Source organism: Mycobacterium bulgaricum (genome assembly GCF_041287165.2).
In the GTDB taxonomy this organism is placed as follows: domain Bacteria; phylum Actinomycetota; class Actinomycetes; order Mycobacteriales; family Mycobacteriaceae; genus Mycobacterium; species Mycobacterium bulgaricum.
In genome coordinates, this window is the sequence record NZ_JBGGKV020000012.1 from 14,949 (window position 1) to 31,972 (window position 17,024).

The 17,024-nt window shown below is 67.2% G+C and carries 15 protein-coding genes; 9 read left to right on the forward strand and 6 right to left on the reverse strand.

Annotated features, from left to right (window positions below; translation table 11 throughout):
* Positions 1 to 8 precede the first annotated feature (8 nt).
* Both ACAG24_RS24395 and ACAG24_RS24400 read left to right on the forward strand, forming a co-directional pair.
* The gene (locus ACAG24_RS24395; RefSeq protein WP_370475696.1) at positions 9 to 1,823 is read left to right on the forward strand and encodes a penicillin-binding transpeptidase domain-containing protein; all 1,815 of its coding nucleotides are present in this window, start codon (positions 9 to 11) and stop codon (positions 1,821 to 1,823) included.
* A gap of 92 nt (positions 1,824 to 1,915) precedes the next feature.
* A complete protein-coding gene (locus ACAG24_RS24400) occupies positions 1,916 to 2,524 on the forward strand; it encodes a DUF1707 SHOCT-like domain-containing protein (protein ID WP_370475697.1) in 609 nt (202 codons plus the stop codon).
* Between the two features lie 4 nt (positions 2,525 to 2,528).
* Here ACAG24_RS24400 and ACAG24_RS24405 read toward each other — a convergent pair whose 3' ends face one another.
* Positions 2,529 to 3,704 carry a sulfotransferase family protein gene (locus ACAG24_RS24405; protein WP_370475698.1) on the reverse strand — a complete coding sequence of 392 codons (1,176 nt, stop codon included), beginning with the start codon at positions 3,702 to 3,704 and terminating at the stop codon, positions 2,529 to 2,531.
* Complete coding sequence (locus tag ACAG24_RS24410; protein ID WP_370475699.1) at positions 3,701 to 4,792, reverse strand: DUF1214 domain-containing protein; 1,092 nt, start codon at positions 4,790 to 4,792, stop codon at positions 3,701 to 3,703. Before ACAG24_RS24410 ends, ACAG24_RS24405 begins: the two co-directional genes overlap by 4 nt.
* Before the next feature lie 19 nt (positions 4,793 to 4,811).
* Here ACAG24_RS24410 and ACAG24_RS24415 point away from each other — a divergent pair, with 19 nt between their 5' ends.
* Positions 4,812 to 5,414: a TetR family transcriptional regulator gene (locus ACAG24_RS24415; protein ID WP_370475700.1), complete on the forward strand. Its 603-nt coding sequence runs from the start codon at positions 4,812 to 4,814 to the stop codon at positions 5,412 to 5,414.
* On the opposite strand, the gene ACAG24_RS24420 is transcribed toward ACAG24_RS24415, so the two are convergent.
* Positions 5,411 to 5,797, reverse strand: coding sequence for a PaaI family thioesterase (locus ACAG24_RS24420; protein WP_370475701.1), 387 nt, complete (start codon positions 5,795 to 5,797; stop codon positions 5,411 to 5,413). The genes ACAG24_RS24415 and ACAG24_RS24420 overlap by 4 nt on opposite strands.
* A 22-nt stretch (positions 5,798 to 5,819) precedes the next feature.
* Here ACAG24_RS24420 and map point away from each other — a divergent pair, with 22 nt between their 5' ends.
* The 3 genes from map (at position 5,820) to ACAG24_RS24435 (ending at position 7,983) form a co-directional block, all read left to right on the forward strand.
* Positions 5,820 to 6,677 carry a type I methionyl aminopeptidase gene (gene map, locus ACAG24_RS24425; protein ID WP_370475702.1) on the forward strand — a complete coding sequence of 286 codons (858 nt, stop codon included), beginning with the start codon at positions 5,820 to 5,822 and terminating at the stop codon, positions 6,675 to 6,677.
* A 20-nt stretch (positions 6,678 to 6,697) separates the two neighbouring features.
* On the forward strand, positions 6,698 to 7,357 hold the full coding sequence (locus ACAG24_RS24430; RefSeq protein ID WP_370475703.1) for a hypothetical protein: 660 nt from the start codon (positions 6,698 to 6,700) through the stop codon (positions 7,355 to 7,357).
* 62 nt (positions 7,358 to 7,419) lie between these two features.
* Positions 7,420 to 7,983 (forward strand): alpha/beta fold hydrolase, encoded by a 564-nt coding sequence (locus tag ACAG24_RS24435; protein ID WP_370475704.1) that lies wholly within the window; start codon positions 7,420 to 7,422, stop codon positions 7,981 to 7,983.
* Between the two features lie 7 nt (positions 7,984 to 7,990).
* Here the strand turns inward: ACAG24_RS24435 and ngg are convergent, their stop codons facing one another.
* The 3 genes from ngg to ACAG24_RS24450 all read right to left on the reverse strand — a co-directional run bounded on the left by ngg (position 7,991) and on the right by ACAG24_RS24450 (position 13,318).
* Positions 7,991 to 9,763, reverse strand: a complete 1,773-nt coding sequence (gene ngg / locus ACAG24_RS24440; protein ID WP_370475705.1) for an N-acetylglutaminylglutamine synthetase — start codon at positions 9,761 to 9,763, stop codon at positions 7,991 to 7,993.
* Positions 9,760 to 11,565 carry an N-acetylglutaminylglutamine amidotransferase gene (locus tag ACAG24_RS24445; RefSeq protein ID WP_370475706.1) on the reverse strand — a complete coding sequence of 602 codons (1,806 nt, stop codon included), beginning with the start codon at positions 11,563 to 11,565 and terminating at the stop codon, positions 9,760 to 9,762. The genes ngg and ACAG24_RS24445 overlap by 4 nt, the downstream gene beginning before the upstream one ends.
* Before the next feature lie 166 nt (positions 11,566 to 11,731).
* Positions 11,732 to 13,318 carry an amino acid permease gene (locus ACAG24_RS24450; RefSeq protein ID WP_370475707.1) on the reverse strand — a complete coding sequence of 529 codons (1,587 nt, stop codon included), beginning with the start codon at positions 13,316 to 13,318 and terminating at the stop codon, positions 11,732 to 11,734.
* A gap of 191 nt (positions 13,319 to 13,509) precedes the next feature.
* Here ACAG24_RS24450 and ACAG24_RS24455 point away from each other — a divergent pair, with 191 nt between their 5' ends.
* Genes ACAG24_RS24455 through ACAG24_RS24465 form a run of 3 tightly spaced genes read left to right on the forward strand, consistent with a single transcriptional unit; the run spans position 13,510 to position 17,016 of the window.
* A complete protein-coding gene (locus ACAG24_RS24455) occupies positions 13,510 to 14,889 on the forward strand; it encodes a glutamine synthetase family protein (RefSeq protein WP_370475708.1) in 1,380 nt (459 codons plus the stop codon).
* A gap of 16 nt (positions 14,890 to 14,905) precedes the next feature.
* Complete coding sequence (locus tag ACAG24_RS24460; RefSeq protein ID WP_370475709.1) at positions 14,906 to 15,646, forward strand: gamma-glutamyl-gamma-aminobutyrate hydrolase family protein; 741 nt, start codon at positions 14,906 to 14,908, stop codon at positions 15,644 to 15,646.
* On the forward strand, positions 15,643 to 17,016 hold the full coding sequence (locus tag ACAG24_RS24465; protein WP_370475710.1) for an aldehyde dehydrogenase family protein: 1,374 nt from the start codon (positions 15,643 to 15,645) through the stop codon (positions 17,014 to 17,016). The genes ACAG24_RS24460 and ACAG24_RS24465 overlap by 4 nt, the downstream gene beginning before the upstream one ends.
* Positions 17,017 to 17,024 lie beyond the last annotated feature (8 nt).

Consider the following 17,024-nt stretch of genomic DNA (forward strand, 5'->3'; position numbering starts at 1 on the left):
CTGCCTCAATGGCAACACTGTTCTCACCCGTATCACGTAGCGCGGCGCTCCTGACGGCCGCGGCCCTGGTCCTCACGCTGGGTGCCTGCACCCCTCGACCCGACGGCCCTGAGCCCACGGCGGAGGAGTTCTTCGAAGCACTCGCCACCGGTGACACCGGCGCCGCGGCCCAGCTGGCCGACAACCCCGAGGCGGCCCGCGCCGCACTCAACGAGGCATGGGCCGGACTGCAGGCCACCGGGTTGGACGCCCAGATCCTCAGCTCCAAGTACGCCGAGGACACCGGCAGCGTCGCCTACCGCTACACGTGGCACCTGCCGAAAGACCGCACCTGGAGCTACGACGGACAGCTCAACATGGTCCGCGACGAGGGCCGGTGGGAGGTGCGCTGGAGTGCGACCGGCCTGCATCCGCGGCTGGGGGAGAACCAGACCTTCGCATTGCGCGCCGACTCACCACCGCGGGCGTCCGTGCACGAACGCACCGGCACGAACGTCCTGGTGCCCGGTTACAGGTATCACTTCGCACTCGACGCCCGGGCCGCCGGACCCGACCTGATGGCCACCGCGCGGACCGTCGCCGGTGTGCTGCACCGCTTTGACAACACCCTTGAGGCGCAGCGGCTCGCCGAGCTGGCCAGCTCGACCCCGGGGTCGTTAAGCCTGATGACACTCAGCCGGGCCGACCGTGACGCCGTCGTGGGAGCTGTCGGCGCGCTGCCCGGCGTGGTGATCACACCGCAGCCCGAGATGGTGCCGACGGACGACACATTCGCCCCCGCCCTGGTCAACGAGATCAAGAAGACCGTCGCCGAGGACCTCGACGGCGACCCCGGCTGGCGGGTTGTCACGGTCAACCAGAACGGTGTCGACGTCGACGTCCTCAACGAGGTGCCCGGCGCACCGGCGCCGTCGGTGAGCATCAGCCTCGACCGTTCGGTCCAGAACGCAGCGCAGAACTCGGTCAATTTCACCGACAAACAGGCGATGATCGTGGTGATCAAGCCCTCCACCGGTGAGATCCTCGCGGTGGCACAGAATTCCGCGGCCGACCGCGAAGGTCCGCTGGCCACCATGGGCCTGTTCCCCCCGGGCTCGACGTTCAAGATCGTGACCGCGGGGGCTGCGATCGAACGCCAGATGGCCACGCCCAACACGCTTCTCGGCTGCCCGGGAACCATGGACATCGGCCACCGCACGGTGCCGAACTACGGCGGTTTCGATCTCGGCACGGTCCCGATGTCGCGGGCCTTCGCCAGCTCGTGCAACACGACCTTCGCCGAACTGGCGAGCCGCATGCCGCCGCGAGGCCTGACCCAGGCGGCCTCGCAGTACGGCATCGGACCGGACTACGACATCGCAGGCCTGCCGACTGTCAGCGGTTCGGTGCCGCCGACGGTCAACCTGACCGAACGCACCGAGGACGGTTTCGGCCAGGGCAAGGTGCTCGCCAGCCCGTTCGGGATGGCACTGGCCGCCGCGACCGTCTCGGCAGGCCATACCCCGGTGCCTCACCTCATCGAAGGCCGCGAGACCGCCGTCACCGGTGAACGGCAGGAGATCTCGCCCGACGTGGTCGAGAGTCTGCGTCCGATGATGCGGCTCGTGGTGACCAACGGGACCGCCGAGGACCTGCAGGGCGCGGGCGATGTCCGGGGCAAGACCGGTGAGGCCGAGTTCGCGGGAGGCTCGCACTCCTGGTTCACCGGTTATCGCGGAGACATGGCCTTTTCGGCGCTCATCGTCGGGGGCGGCAGCTCGGAGTACGCGGTGCGGATGGTCAAGAACATGCTCGACTCGCTGCCACCCGACTACCTGGCGTAGCCGGTCAGCGCGGAATCGGCCGCCACGGGCTGCAGCCGGCGGACCTCCTGGCGGGAGGTCGACCCACTACCGGCGGTACCGTAGATGTCGCCATGACCGACATCAACCACGGCCGATACGGTGCCGTCGAGCCGACCGAGATGAGGATCTCCGACGCGGACCGCAACGGCACGTTGCGCAGGCTGCACAACGCCGTCGCGCTCGGCCTGATCGACATCCAGGAGTTCGAGGAACGTTCCGCAATGGTGTCTCAGGCCCGGCAACGTTCCGAACTCGATGCGCTCGTCGGTGACCTGCCCGGCCCCGGAGCGATTGTCACCTCGGCGGCCGATCGCGTCGAACTGCGCGGCGTCCTGGGCTCGCTGAAGCGGCAGGGCGAATGGGTGGTGCCGTCGAGGCTGGCCTTGCACCGACGGATGGGCTCGGTCGATCTCGATCTCACCCGCGCACGCTTCGCCGGGCCCATCGTCGTCATCGAGTTGGACATGCGATTCGGAGGCCTCGATCTGCGCCTGCCAGACGGGGCGAGCGCTTCCATCGACGACGTCGAGGTCAACGTCGGCAGTGCGCATGACCATCGTAAAGACGCTCCGGCGGAAGGGAATCCGCACGTGATCCTGACCGGTAAGGTCGTGTGCGGGTCGGTCGACATCAGGGGGCCGCGCAAGACGTGGCGACGCGGCCTGCTGCGCAACGGCTGAGGGATTACCGCAGCGGCTCGTCGGGGATGTCGTAGCGCTGCTGGTAGGCGCGCACCTGCTCGCGCACCTCGGAGGCGTTCAGACCTGTGTCGGCCCACCGGTATCTGTTGCCGCCGTGATCGCCGGGATGGGCGGCGAGGTGATTGCGCATCCGCTGCTCGGCGATCGGTGAGAGCTCGCGACCCAGCCGCCGATAGAGCGCGCGGATGGTCTCGAAGGGGTCGCGCATGAAGTCGCGGAAGTGCACGTCGATCACCTGCTCCGCGGGCACCACGCCGGAATCTCGCATCGTCATGGCACATTCGAGGCCGACGACGATCTGTTCGCGCGACTGCGCCGCACAATCGGGGATCGAGGACTCATCGGACGCCATGCCGCGCAGGTGGTGGATCAGCGCGCTGACCGACGAGATGACGTTGAGCGGATCGCGGTGCGTCTGCACGATCAACGCATCGGGGTACTCGGCGAGCAGCGCATCGAGCTGCCACAGGTGTGCCGGCGACTTCAGCAGCCATTGACCCCCGACGCCGGACTGCAGGTGCTGCAGGAAGATCCGGTGATAGCGGTACGCCGGGCAATGGTCGGCGTCGTACAGCAGCCAGCGGTAGTAGTCCGGCATGCGATATTGCGTCGGGAAGATCATCGAGCAGAACTCGCCTGCGACGATGCGCACACATTCCTGTCCGACGAGCGCACCCATCGGGTGGTGGGTGAGCAGGCCGGGCACGATCTGCTCGGACATCTCAAGGGCTGCCTGCGTCGAGGCGATCCGCGGGTCGGTGTCGTAGGTATCCGGCGCCGGCACCGGGAACGGATTGTCCACTTCCCAGGTCAGTGGCGGACGGAGCTCGGGATCCTGGGCGAGCAGGTCGAACAGGATCGTCGTCCCCGTGCGTGGTTGGCCGACGATGAAGATCGGCCGTTCGACGGGGGCCGCCGCGATGTCAGGATGGCGGTTGCGCCAGTCGATGATCTGCAGCCTGCTCGTCAGCGCGCGGTCGATGTCCATCAGCGCGATCTCGACCCCGAGGTCGTTGAGCCGCGCCTGGCTGGAGGCCAGGCTGTCGCAGACCCGATCCAGGCCGTCGCGCCAGGTGGTGCCGTCGCCGAAGTCGTCGAGACCCGAGTTTTCGCAGGCCTTTTCGATGAGCAAACCGGGGCGGAACCGGGCGGCGCTCACCGGGCGGCACCGCGAACGACGGTGCTGCGCAACACGGGGGCTTCCGGCTTGTCGAGCCACCGCACGACGACGAAGCCGCGGCGGCGTCCGCCGGTGTCGAGCCAGTGCCCGTGTCCGGAGTCGTTGGCGCCGATGGCGATCCGCACCAGACCGTCCGCGTCGGGCGTCACCGCCTTGTTGGTCACCGAACTGTGCCGGTGCCGCGGTTCCAGGCATTCGTGCCAGACATTTTCGAGGGTCACGTTCCAGTACCGGGTGTCCGGTGGCGGGAATTCGAGCACCAGTGATTCGTCGGGCCCAAGGGCGAACGACCCGATCATGTAAAGGTTGTCGGGCGTGGTGTCGGCACTGCCCAGGTCGGCGGCGTGGGCGGTGACGAGCACATTGGGTTCGGTCAGCATCTCGGGCTTGATGGTGCGATGCAGTGTCGTGAGTTTGACGATCGTCCACGCCATCGCGGTGAATGCCTCGGCCAGTGCCGCGTCCGAAAGCGGTTGCAACGGCTGCGCATCCAGACAGTCGATGCTCATCGTCGCGGGCAGTTCGGAGGCGGCGTCGCCGATGTACTCGCGCACCACGATCGACGACGCATCCTCGGGCACCTGCAGCCACTCCGCCGTCCCCAGGGTGTCCGGCGACGGTTCGGACGCCGACACCACGAACTCGAACGTGCCTCTGGTGCAACGAAGTTCGCTGTCGCCGAGGTAGGCGGCCATCCGGCGCGGTGTCAGCCCGGTGCCGGCCAGGACCTGGAACCCGAGATAGGCGGTGTCGCCGCGGGTGCCGCTGACCCGATAGGTGCGGTCCCCGCGGATCATCGCCAGCAGGTATCGGCCGTCGGGGTTCGGTCCGCCGATCAGGCGGGTATCGCTGCACATGTCGAAGAACCGGGGCCGTTGGGCGTCGGCCTCGACCGTCATCTCGGTGCACAGGGCTGTGGTCTTGGCCAGCACGCCGAGCCCTTCGAGTAGTTCACGCTCGCTCGTCGCATCCTCGATGACGGTCTGGGTGAGGTCGGCCAGCATCTGCTGCACGAATTTCCACGCTTCCAGGCTCGCCGGGGCCAGGTCGTTGCCTTTACCATTCATGGTGAGACATAGTTCCACCATGGACGTCGTCTCATCGGGAATCGCGCGAGAAAGTCTGATGGTCCGTAAGCAACGCGCGACCAAGGCCCGCATCGCCGCGGCCGCCGCGCAGGCCGTCGCCGATCACGGGCTGGCCGGCGCGACCATCGAGCACATCGCGGCCACCGCGGAGGTCGGCCGGGCCACATTTTTCCGCTACTTCAGCGCAAAAGAGGATGCCGTCGCCGAGGGCATGACGACGCATTGGCTGGACGCGATCACTGCCGCGATCGCCGTGCAGCCGCCCGGTTTGTCGGCCGACGAGGCCCTCATCGGTGCGTTCGAGAGTCTCGGCGACGGCTTCGACACGATCAGCGCTCAGGTGCGTGAGCTCGCGACGCTGACGAGGTCGTCGCCGGTGTTCAGTGCCTGGACGCTACAGATATACCTGCGCTACGAAGCCGCGATCGCCGAACTTCTGGGTCCGCGGTTCCCCGACCTTTTGCCCGACGATGCGCGGCCGCGCCTGCTCGGCGCCTTGGCCATGGCGTCGGTGCGGATCGCGCTCGACGACTGGCTCAGCCAAGGCGGCTCCCTGCCCGAGCGGGTGCGTTCGGCGCTGGGATCGCTGCGGTTTCGTTAGCGGGGGTCGAGCACCGCGAAACTCAGCGTTGCGCGGGCGGCGAGCCGGTCCCGCGCGACATCGAAGACGTCCACCGCGACGACCTGCAGGCGGCGCCCCGCACGCACCATCGTGGCCTCGGCGCGGGCCGGGCCTTCGAGCACCGGCGCCAGGAAGTGAATCGTCATGTCTGCCGTCGTCACATCCTGACCCGGCCCGATATGCCGGTCGGCCAGCCGGCCCGCGGCGATGTCGATCAGCGTCGCGACCAGACCGCCCTGCAGCGCTCCGCGCCGGTTCACCAGATTCGGCTGGTTGTCCAATTCGATGACCAGGCGTTCGTCGGACACCTCGACGTCACGGAAGTTCATCTGGGCGAACAAATGTCCCGGGGTGACCTGCATGGCGGAACGCTAGCATTGCTACATGTCTGTACGGACCGCCCTACGGCCCGGCACTGTGTCGCCGACGCTGCCGGTGCCCAAGTCGATCGAGCGCCCCGAGTACGTCGGCAGGCCGACCGCGCGCGAGGGCAGTGAGCCATGGGTGCAGACCCCCGAGGTGATCGAGAAGATGCGGGTGGCGGGTCGGATCGCGGCCGGTGCGCTCGCCGAGGCAGGCAAGGCTGTGGCGCCGGGGGTCACCACCGACCGTCTCGACCGCATCGCCCACGAGTACATGGTCGACCACGGCGCCTACCCGTCGACGCTGGGTTACAAGGGTTACCCGAAGTCGTGCTGCACGTCGCTCAACGAGATCATCTGCCACGGCATCCCGGACTCGACGGTCATCGAGGACGGCGACATCGTCAACATCGACGTCACGGCATACATCGACGGCGTACACGGTGACACCAATGCGACGTTCCTCGCGGGCAACGTCTCCGAGGAGCATCGCCTCCTCGTGGAGCGCACCCACGAGGCCACCATGCGCGCCATCAAAGCCGTCAAACCGGGCCGCGCGCTGTCGGTCGTCGGCCGCGTCATCGAGGCATACGCAAATCGATTCGGCTACAACGTGGTTCGCGATTTCACCGGCCACGGCATCGGCACCACCTTCCACAACGGGCTGGTGGTGCTGCACTACGACCAGCCCTCTGTCGAGACGGTCCTTGAGACGGGGATGACGTTCACCATCGAGCCGATGATCAACCTGGGCGGCTTGGACTACGAGATCTGGTCCGACGACTGGACGGTCGCCACCAAGGACAAGAAGTGGACCGCGCAGTTCGAGCACACGCTCGTGGTCACCGACTCGGGCGCCGAGATCCTGACCCAGCTCTGAGGCCTCGGTAGCCTGAATCCATGATCCGGCGAGGGCTCGTGCTTGCGATGGCAGGCTGCCTGCTCGCCGGCTGCGGGAATGCGGTCACGGGCACCGCGACCTGGCCGGGCGCCCGGCTGGACAAGGCGGTGCTCACCGAAGCCGACTTCCCGCCGGGGGTGCGGTTCGAGCGCATCGACCGCGACCCGGGGGAGGGCGACAATGCGAGCGGCCCACCGCCGATGCAGTCGATGCCGCCGGGGTGTACCGACGGACTGACGCGTGACATCGCCGGATCCGCGGAGCGCGGCCCGGGCAGCGCCGTCGAATACGTCGTCGCCTATGACGGCGCACGGATGGTGATCACCGTGCTGTCGTGGCGCCTCGCTCTCGAACGGCTCGCGGCGACCGCAGCGCGGTGTGCCGAGTACCGGACATTCTTCGACGAGGCGGATCCGGGCATCGAGATGACGACGACTCAGGTGCCCGTGCCGCGTGAGGACGCGTTGGCCTATCGGCAGACCATGCATCTGATGGGCGACGAGAGCAGCGTGTACTTCTCGTTCGAAAACGTCGGCAATTTCGGCATCTTCGGTATCGCATTCCCCACGACCGATCCGTCCATATCGGTCAAAGGCACGCTCCCGCAAACCTTTCTGGACATCATCGCCCGACAAGCTGAGCGTGCGCGCAGCGTCTGACGACCGGATCAACCGCGTGCAAACAGCCGCGCCAACTCGATGAGTCCCTGTAGCGTGGCGCAATGCCCACTCCCATGGTGACCGTTGACGGTTTCGGTGTGCCCGTTGAGGTCACCGGTCCGGAGAAGGGTTCCGTCGTGGTGTTGCTGGGCGCGGCACACCAGGCGCCTGCGGCCTACGAAGGGGTGTGCCAGCGATTGCACACGGCATCGCTGAAGACCGTCGTGATCGGACCCGAGCCGCGGTTGACCGCCAAGTCGGTCATCAGCATCCTCGACGCGCTCGAGGTCCGCTGGGCCCTTCTGGTCGGTGACCGGCTGGGCGGCGAACTCGCCTGGGAGCTCGCAGCCACCCGCCTGGACCGCTTCATCGGCCTGGTCGTCATCGACCGGGGTCACCCCAAGGTCGCCGACCTCACCGGTGCGGTGCGCGACGAGCACTGCCCCCCGGTGGAACTCAACACCACTGCCCTTGTCAGCACCAGCGCCGCGCGGGCGGTAGCCAAGGCCAGCCAGCGCTTCGTGTACGGCGAGTACCGCATCGTCGACCTGCTGGGCCGGCGCAACGCCGCCGATTCGACGGCGCAACTGGCCGCCGAGATCGTGATGCGCACCAGCACCTGGTGACCGCGGGCTAGCCGTTCTGCGCCTCGTCCGGGGTCCAGGCCTGAGGTAGTCCGGGTTGGTTAGGGAACAGGAAATCGACGAACGCCTTTGCGGTGGGCTGCGGTTCGTGATTCGCCAGCCCCGGCCGTTCGTTGGCCTCGATGAAAACGTAGTCGGGCTCGGTGACATCGGGGACGAGAAGATCGATGCCGGTGACCGGGATTCCGACGGCCTGCGCGGCGGCAACGGCCACCCGGCACAGTTCCGGATGCACGGTCGCGGTGACGTCGTGAATCGTGCCGCCCTGGTGCAGATTGGCGGTTCGGCGCACCCGTAGCCGTTCGCCTTCGGGCAGCACGTCCTCGAACGTGAATCCGGCTTCCCTGACCGTCGTCTCGGTGACGATGTCCATCGGGATCTTCGACTCGCCGCCGGTGGCCGCGGCGCGCCGCCGGCTCTGGGTCTCGATGAGCTCGCGGATCGTGTGCTTGCCGGTCCCGGTGATTTCGGCGGGCATCCGCAACGCCGCCGCCACGACCTTGCCGTCGATGACGACCAGCCGCAGGTCGTCCCCTTCTGCGCGCTGTTCGATGAGCACCTCGGGGTGTTGTTCCCGCGCACGAGCGAGCGCGGCATCGAGTTCCTCGGTGCTGCCGCCCACCCCGACGGTGATGCCCTTGCCCTGCTCGCCGCGTGTCGGCTTCACCACCACGTCGCCGACGTCGGCGAGGAACTGGTAGTCGGCGTCGTCGAACGTCGCGAGGCGGCCCTTCGGCACGGCGATGCCGGCCTCCGACACCAGGCGGCGGGTCAAGCGCTTGTCGTCGCAGCGCGCCATCGCGACGGCCGAGGTGTACTCGGACAGCGACTCACGGGTGACGACCGTCCGGCCACCGTGGGACAGCTTCATCTCACCGGCCTCGGCGTCGAGCACCTCGACCCAGATGCCGCGGCGCATCGCCTCATCGGCGATGATCCGCGCGTACGGATTCAGGTCGTCGACGGTCTCGGGCGGATGCGTGAACAGCGGTTCGTTGATCGCGTTCTTGCGTTTGACGGCCATCACCGGCACCCGGGCAAATCCGAGCTTCTCGTACAGCGCGATGGCGGCGTTGTTGTCGTGCGTGACCGAGAGATCCATGTAGGAGCGGCCGCGTTCGCGGTACAGCGCCGCCAGGCTGCGGGTCAGCGCCGCGCCGACACCCGGCAATGTCGCGGCCGGGTCCACGGCCAGCGTCCAGAGGCTGGAACCCTCTTCCGGATCGGAGAACAGCGCCTTGTGGTCGACCCCGGTGACGGTGCCCAGAATGGCGCCGTCCTCGTCGTTGACCGCGACCAGGTAGTCGACCGACGTCTGCTCCAGATGGTTGTTCCAGAGCACGTCGGTGGGTGCGGGCACCATGCCGCAGCGTAGGTAGACGCGGTTCATCTCGTCGGCGTCGCCGCGGCTTTCCAGTGTGCGCACGTGGAATCCGGTAGGTGCCGGAGCTTCGTCGTCGACGTCGGCGAACCGCAGTCGGTAGGTGTGGCTGGGGTCGATGAACAGCTCGGACGGCGCCTTGGACACCAGCACGTGCGGTTCGCGCGCGTAGATGCAGATGTCGCGCCTGCCCTGGCCCTCCTGGCGCAGGACGTCGGCGAGGCGGGCCGGGTCGGCGAATGTCTGGCCGAAAATGAGCCGCCCCCAACCGAGTTCGAGAACCACGTCGTCGGACATGGTGTCGAGCACATCCGGGGTGGCCGCCTCGTGCAGTGCCAGGGTGATGGCCTCGGGATGGTCTGCCGTCGGCTCCGCGGTCATGCGGCGGGCCCGTTGATACCGTGCCGCTGCAGCCAGAGCTCGAGCAGCGCGATCTGCCAGAGTTCGTTGCCGCGCAACGGAGTCAGCTTGCCGTTCGGATCGGCCAGCAGACGCTCGACGGCGTCGGGACGGAAGAGCCCGCGCTCCTTGGCCACCGGCGCGTAGAGCGCGTCGCGGACCAGGTCGAGGTAGGGGCCTTCGAGGTGGGTGAGCGCCGGCACCGGGAAGTAGCCTTTGGGCCGGTCGATGACTGCGGACGGAATCACCTGCCGCGCAGCCTGTTTGAGCACACCTTTGCCCTCGTGCGCGGTCTTGAACTCGGGCGGGCAGGTGGCGGCGAGCTCGACCAGCTCGTGGTCGAGGAACGGGACGCGCCCTTCCAGCCCCCACGCCATGGTCATGTTGTCGACGCGCTTGACCGGATCGTCGACCAGCATGACGGTCGTGTCCAGGCGCAGGGCCCGATCCACACCCGTCTCGGCGCCCGCGCGGGCGAAGTGCTCGGTGACGAAGAGCTCACTGGGGTCGCCGTCGGTCAGGTGGCCCGGTGCGACGATGTCTGTATAGCCGGCGCGGTCGCGGTCGAAGAAGGCGCGGCGGTAGCTCTCCACGGAGCCCTGCACCGACGCCGCCGCGGGCTCACCCATCGGGGGATACCAGTGGTAGCCGGCGAACACCTCGTCGGCGCCCTGCCCCGACTGCACGACCTTGACGTGCTTGGCGACCTCTTGGCTGAGCAGGTAAAAGGCCACGCAGTCGTGGCTGACCATCGGTTCGCTCATGGCGCCGATCGCCCCGTCGAGGGCGGGCAGCATCCGGTCGGTGCCGATGCGTATCTGGTGGTGGTCGGTGCCGAAGCGCTCGGCGATGATGTCGGAGTACTTGAACTCGTCGCCCTTGACGCCGCCCACGGACTCGAAACCGATGGAGAACGTCGCCAGGCCGTGCTGGCCGGCTTCGGCGAGCAGCCCGACGATCAAGCTCGAGTCCACCCCACCGGAGAGCAGGCATCCGACCGGGACGTCGGCGACCAGACGACGCTTCACAGCCGTCCGCAACGAGTCGAGAACCGCGTCCTCCCAGTCCTTCTCGGACCAGTCGGCGCGGTCCGCGCGGCGGGTGAAGTCGGGCTCCCAGTACGTCGTGGTGGTGACCTTGCCGTCGGGCTCGATGGCCATCAGCGACGCGGGTGGCAGTTTGCTGACCCCGCGCAGGATGGTGCGCGGTGACGGAACCACCGAGTGGAACGTCATGTAGTGGTGCAGCGCGACGGGGTCGATGTGGGTGTCGACGTCACCGCCGGCCAGCAGCGCGGGCAGCGACGACGCGAAGCGGATCCGGTCGGGACCCTGGGTCAGATAGAGCGGCTTGATGCCGAGCCGGTCGCGCCCCAGCAGGACGCGTCCGCTCTCGTGTTCGACGATCGCGAACGCGAACATGCCCTTGAGGTGGTCGACGAAGCGATCGCCCCAGTGGTGGTAGCCCTTGACCAGCACCTCGGTGTCGCTGTGGGAGAAGAAGCGGTAGCCGTGACCGGACAGTTCGTCGCGCAACTGCTCGTAGTTGTAGATGCAGCCGTTCCATGCCACCGACAGTCCCAGCTCGGCGTCGACCATCGGCTGGGCGCCCGCTTCGGACAGATCGATGATCTTGAGGCGCCGGTGGCCGAGAGCCACCCTGCCCTGAGACCACACACCGGCGGCGTCTGGTCCGCGCGGGACCATGACCTCGGCCATTGCCGTGACGGCTCGGACATCTGGGGTTGTTCCGTCGAGGCGTACCTCGCCGGTGGCTCCACACACCTTGGTTCGGTCCCTATCCTGTGGCTTTTCTGACGGCGGTGCCGATTCTATCTGCCACCGCGCGGCGGGGCTCGGCGTCGACGGTGATTACCCCTGCTGAGGTGGGTCAAACCCACGTCAGGCAATCAAGATCGAGACCGTCGTCACAGGGTCGGGCGACCTCGGGTCAGGAAACGCCTTCCAGGGTGTCCCCCGACGCGTCGACCTGCTTGATCGGGCCGGTGAACCAGTGCTTGACCGAGACGTTCCAGTAGATGAAGAGAAGGATCAGCACGCCGCCGACCAGCAACGGCGTGTAGTTGACGTACTTCCATTCGAAGCCGGGATCCCACGGCGCCCCCAGGTTGGACGTCGGCCACAGCGCGATGAACGACGTGACGAGGATTTCGATCAGTGCCACCGGCGCCATCCACTTGTGGTGGCCGCGCAAGTTCCATCGGCCGACCTTGAAGTCGTCGCCCATCCGCCAGCGGTAGTAGATCGGCACCGCGAAGCACAGGTACAGCCCGACGACGCCGATCGACACGACCGCGAAGAACGCCACCGGCACGGGCGCGCCGTTGATGTCCACCTCGACGAGGGCGGGCAGCGTGATGATCGCGGCGAGTACCGCGGTGACGACGACCGCGTTGGCCGGGATCTTCGTCTTGTTCACCTTCGACCACAGCTGGTGGCCGGGTACCGCGCGGTCGCGGCTGAATGCGAACAGCATGCGTGAGGCGCTCGTCTGGCACGCCGTCGTACAGAAGAACTGACCGCAGGTGGAGATCAGCAGCACGATGCCCATCCACTGGCTGTCGAGTGCCTGACCGAAGATCACCGCGACCGCGCCGCCGCCTGCGGTCACCTCATCAACGTCCTGCACGGCGAACAGGAACGTCAGCAGCAGGATCCAGCCGCCGATGGCCGAGTAGAAGATGGACCGCCAGATGCCCTTGGCCGCGCCGTCGGCGGCGCTCTTGGTCTCTTCGGACAGGTGCGCCGACGCGTCGTAACCGGTGATCGTGTATTGCGTCAGGATCGCCGAGATCGGCAGCACGAAGAACAGGAACGCGATGCCGGTCTCCCCGCCGAAGAAGCCCGTGTTGTTGACGGTGGTGGTGAACACCGTCGAGAAGCTCGCGTGTTGTTCGGGTAGCAGCCACAGGATCGCGACCACGGTGACCGCGCCCGCGACATGCCACCACACCGAGATGTTGTTGATGACCGCGAGCAGGTGCGACGAGAAGATGTTGATGGTGGCCGAGATCGCCAGCAGGACGAGGAAGATGATGAACGTCCTGGTCAGGCTGTAGCCCTCCAGCCACGTCTCGCTGAAGGTGCCCAGGGTCAGGTCCAGGAATGTCGCGCAACCGTACGAGACCGATGCCAGGATGGCGATGAGCCCGATGAGGTTGAGCCATCCGGTGTAGAAACCGGCCTTGGCGCCGCCGAGTTTCGCTGCCCACCAGTAGATTCCGCCCGAGGTCGGGTAGGCCGAGACGAGTTCGGACATGCAGAGGCCGATGATCAGGATGAACACCGAGACCAGCGGCCACCCCCAGGCGATGGCCGCCGGGCCGCCGTTGTTCCAGCCGAGGCCGAACGACGTGAAGCAGCCCGCCAGGATCGAGATGATCGAGAACGAGATGGCGAAGTTGCTGAATCCTGACCAGGTCCGGGAGAGTTCCTGGGTGTAGCCGAGGCTCGCGAGGTGGCGTTCGTCCTCGTCCAGATGCTCACCTTCGTCTAAATGCTCATGTCCTTCGGGCACGGAGTTCTCCTCTGGGAAGGCAGCGCAGGGACGAGCGCTGGCACCATCCCGGACAATAGAGTGCCTATTGGTCTGGCGTCCTACCTTTGGACATGAAAATGTGTTCGTGCATAAGGTGAGCGTTCCGGCCCCCTCGGGAGCCAATGGTCGGTCCACAGGCAGAACCCGTCAGGAAGGTCAGGCTTGAGCTGATGAGCACACGCGGCTTGCTGTCCAAGGATGTACTGGAACAAATGGTCGCCGAGGGCGACATCGACACCGTCATCGTCGCGTTCTGCGACATGCAGGGCCGGCTCACCGGAAAGCGCGTCTCGGCGCGGCTGTTCGTCGACGACGTCGCCGCGCACGGCGCCGAGTGCTGCAACTACCTGCTGGCTGTGGACGTCGACATGAACACCGTGGACGGCTATGCCATCTCGAGCTGGGAGACCGGCTACGGCGACATGGTCATGACCCCGGACTTCAGCACGCTGCGGCTCCTTCCGTGGCTGCCGGGTACGGCCCTGGTGATGGCAGACCTGTCCTGGACCGACGGCCGACCGGTGGCGCAGGCGCCGCGCACCGTGCTGCGCACACAGCTCGATCGCCTGGCCGAGCGCGGGTGGGGCGCCGTCGCTGCCACCGAACTGGAGTTCATGGTGTTCGACGACACCTACCGCGATGCGTGGAAGGCGGGTTATCGCAACCTGACACCGGCCACCGACTACAACATCGACTACGCGATGCTGGCCTCGACCCGCATGGAACCGCTGCTGCGCGACATCCGGCTGGGCATGGAAGGCGCGGGCCTCTACTGCGAGGGTGTCAAAGGGGAGTGCAACCTCGGTCAGCAGGAGATCGGGTTCCGCTACGACGAAGCCCTCGTGGTCTGCGACAACCACACGATCTACAAGAACGGCGCCAAAGAGATCGCCGATCAGCACGGCAAGAGTCTGACGTTCATGGCGAAGTTCGATGAGCGCGAAGGAAACAGCTGCCACATCCACATTTCGTTCCGCGGCTTGGACGACGACGGCCGGCCCACCGTCGCGGTGTTCGCCGACGACTCCGACGAGCTGGGCATGTCGCCGATGTTCCGCAGCTTCGTCGCCGGCCAGATCGCCACGCTTCGTGAGATGACGCTGTTCTACGCGCCGAACATCAACTCCTACAAGCGATTTGTCGACGGCAGCTTCGCTCCGACCGCGGTGGCGTGGGGGATCGACAACAGAACCTGCGCCCTGCGGGTCGTCGGCCACGGCCACGGCATGCGGATGGAGTGTCGCGCGCCCGGCGGCGACGTCAACCAGTATCTGGCGACCGCGGCGCTGATCGCGGGCGGTCTCTACGGCATCGACAACGAGCTGGAGCTCGAGGACGCGACGAAGGGCAACGCCTACACCAGCGGCGCGGACCGGCTGCCGACGACGATGGCCGAGGCTGCCGAGCTGTTCGACAAGTCGAAGGTCGCCCGCGAGGCGTTCGGCGACGACGTCGTCGACCACTACCTCAACAACGCCAACGTGGAAATGAAGGCGTTCAACTCGGCGGTGACCGATTGGGAGAGGAAGCGCGGCTTTGAACGTCTCTAGTCCTGCATCCCGGCCCGTGATCGGGCTGACCACCTATCTGCAGCAGGCGCAGACCGGTGTGTGGGACGTGCGGGCCAGCTTTCTGCCCGCCATCTACTTCGAAGGCGTCGGCATGGCGGGCGGGATTTCGGTACTGCTGCCGCCCCAGCCCGTCGACGACGACATCGCCGAGCGGCTGCTCGACGGACTCGACGGTCTGATCATCACGGGCGGGCGCGACGTCGACCCGTCGACCTATGGGGCGCAGCGTCATTCGACCACCGACGAGCCGGTGACCGACAGCCGCACCCGCGACGCGCTGGAATTCACGCTGCTGCGCGCGGCGCTACGCAGGCGCATACCGGTGCTCGGAATCTGCCGCGGCGCCCAGGTGCTCAACGTCGCCCTCGGCGGAACCCTGCACCAGCATCTGCCCGACGTGGTGGGGCACACCCGTCACCAGCAGGGCAACGCGGTCTTCACGACGTCGTCGATCGCGACGGTGCCCGGCAGCAGGGTCGCCGCACTCGTGGGACCCGACACCGAGGCCCAGTGCTATCACCATCAGGCCATCGACCGGCTCGGCGACGGGCTGGTCGTGAGCGCGTCCGACGCCGACGGTGTCATCGAGGCCGTCGAGATCGACCCTGCCCAGCATCCGGACCGTTGGGTCGTCGCGGTGCAATGGCATCCGGAGGAAAGGCTCGATGACCTACGACTCTTCGCGGGCCTGGTGGGTGCCGCGACCGCCTATGCGAATCAGAAAGTGAGTGCATGACCCAGGCAATGCAGAGCGACGTGATCAACCCCGCCACGGAGGAAGTGCTGCGCAGCGTCGAGCAGACCGACGAGGCCGGGGTCGACGACGCGGTGGCGCGGGCGAAAGCCGCGCAGCGGAAATGGGCCGGGCTGGCACCCGCCGAACGGGCCGCCGCGCTGCGCGCCTTCGCCGCCGTCGTCGACGCGCACACCGAGGAGCTGGCGGCGCTGGAGGTTGCCAACTCCGGGCATCCGATCGGCAACGCACGATGGGAGGCCGGACACGTCCGCGACGTGTTGCAGTACTACTCGGCTTCCCCGGAACGGCTGTCCGGCAAGCAGATTCCGGTTGCTGGCGGTCTGGACGTCACGTTCAACGAGCCGCTCGGGGTCGTCGGCGTCATCACCCCGTGGAATTTCCCGATGACCATCGCGTCGTGGGGCTTCGCGCCCGCACTCGCCGCGGGTAACGCGGTACTGGTCAAACCTGCCGAATGGACGCCGTTGACGACGATGCGGCTCGGCGAACTCGCCGTCGAGGCCGGGCTTCCCGCGGATGTGTTCCAGGTGCTGCCGGGGCGCGGATCGGTGGTCGGGGAGCGTTTCGTCAGCCATCCCGACGTCCGCAAGATCGTTTTCACCGGCTCGACCGAGGTCGGCACCCGCGTGATGGCCGGGGCGGCGAAGCAGGTCAAACGCGTCACCCTCGAGCTCGGCGGCAAGAGCGCCAACATCGTCTTCGACGACTCCGACCTCGAGAGGGCCGCGGCGACGGCGCCGTACGGCGTGTTCGACAACTCCGGCCAGGACTGCTGCGCCCGCAGCCGGATCCTGGTGCAGCGCAGCGTGTTCGACAGGTTCATGGAGTTGTTCGAGCCCGCGGTGAAGGGCGTCGTGGTCGGCGATCCGGGTGCGGAGAGCACCGAGATGGGCCCGCTGGTGTCGAAGGCGCATTGGAACTCGGTGTCGTCGTATGTGCCCGAAGGCGCGCCGATCGCGTTCCAGGGCACGGCCCCACAGGGCCCGGGTTTCTGGTTCCCGCCGACGGTGCTCACCCCTGAGCGCAACGACCGCACCGTGGTCGAGGAGATCTTCGGCCCCGTCGTGACGGTGCTGCCGTTCGACGACGAGGCCGATGCCATCGCGCTGGCCAACGACAGCGTGTACGGCCTGTCGGGTTCGATCTGGACCGAGAACCTGTCCCGGGCGCTGCGGGTGTCGCGCGCCGTGGAATCGGGGAATCTGTCGGTCAATTCGCATTCGTCGGTGCGGTACAGCACGCCGTTCGGCGGCTTCAAGCAATCCGGTCTCGGCCGTGAGCTCGGGCCCGACGCCCCGCTGTCGTTCACCGAAACCAAGAACGTGTTTTTTGCAGTCCAGGACGCCTGAGAGGAACT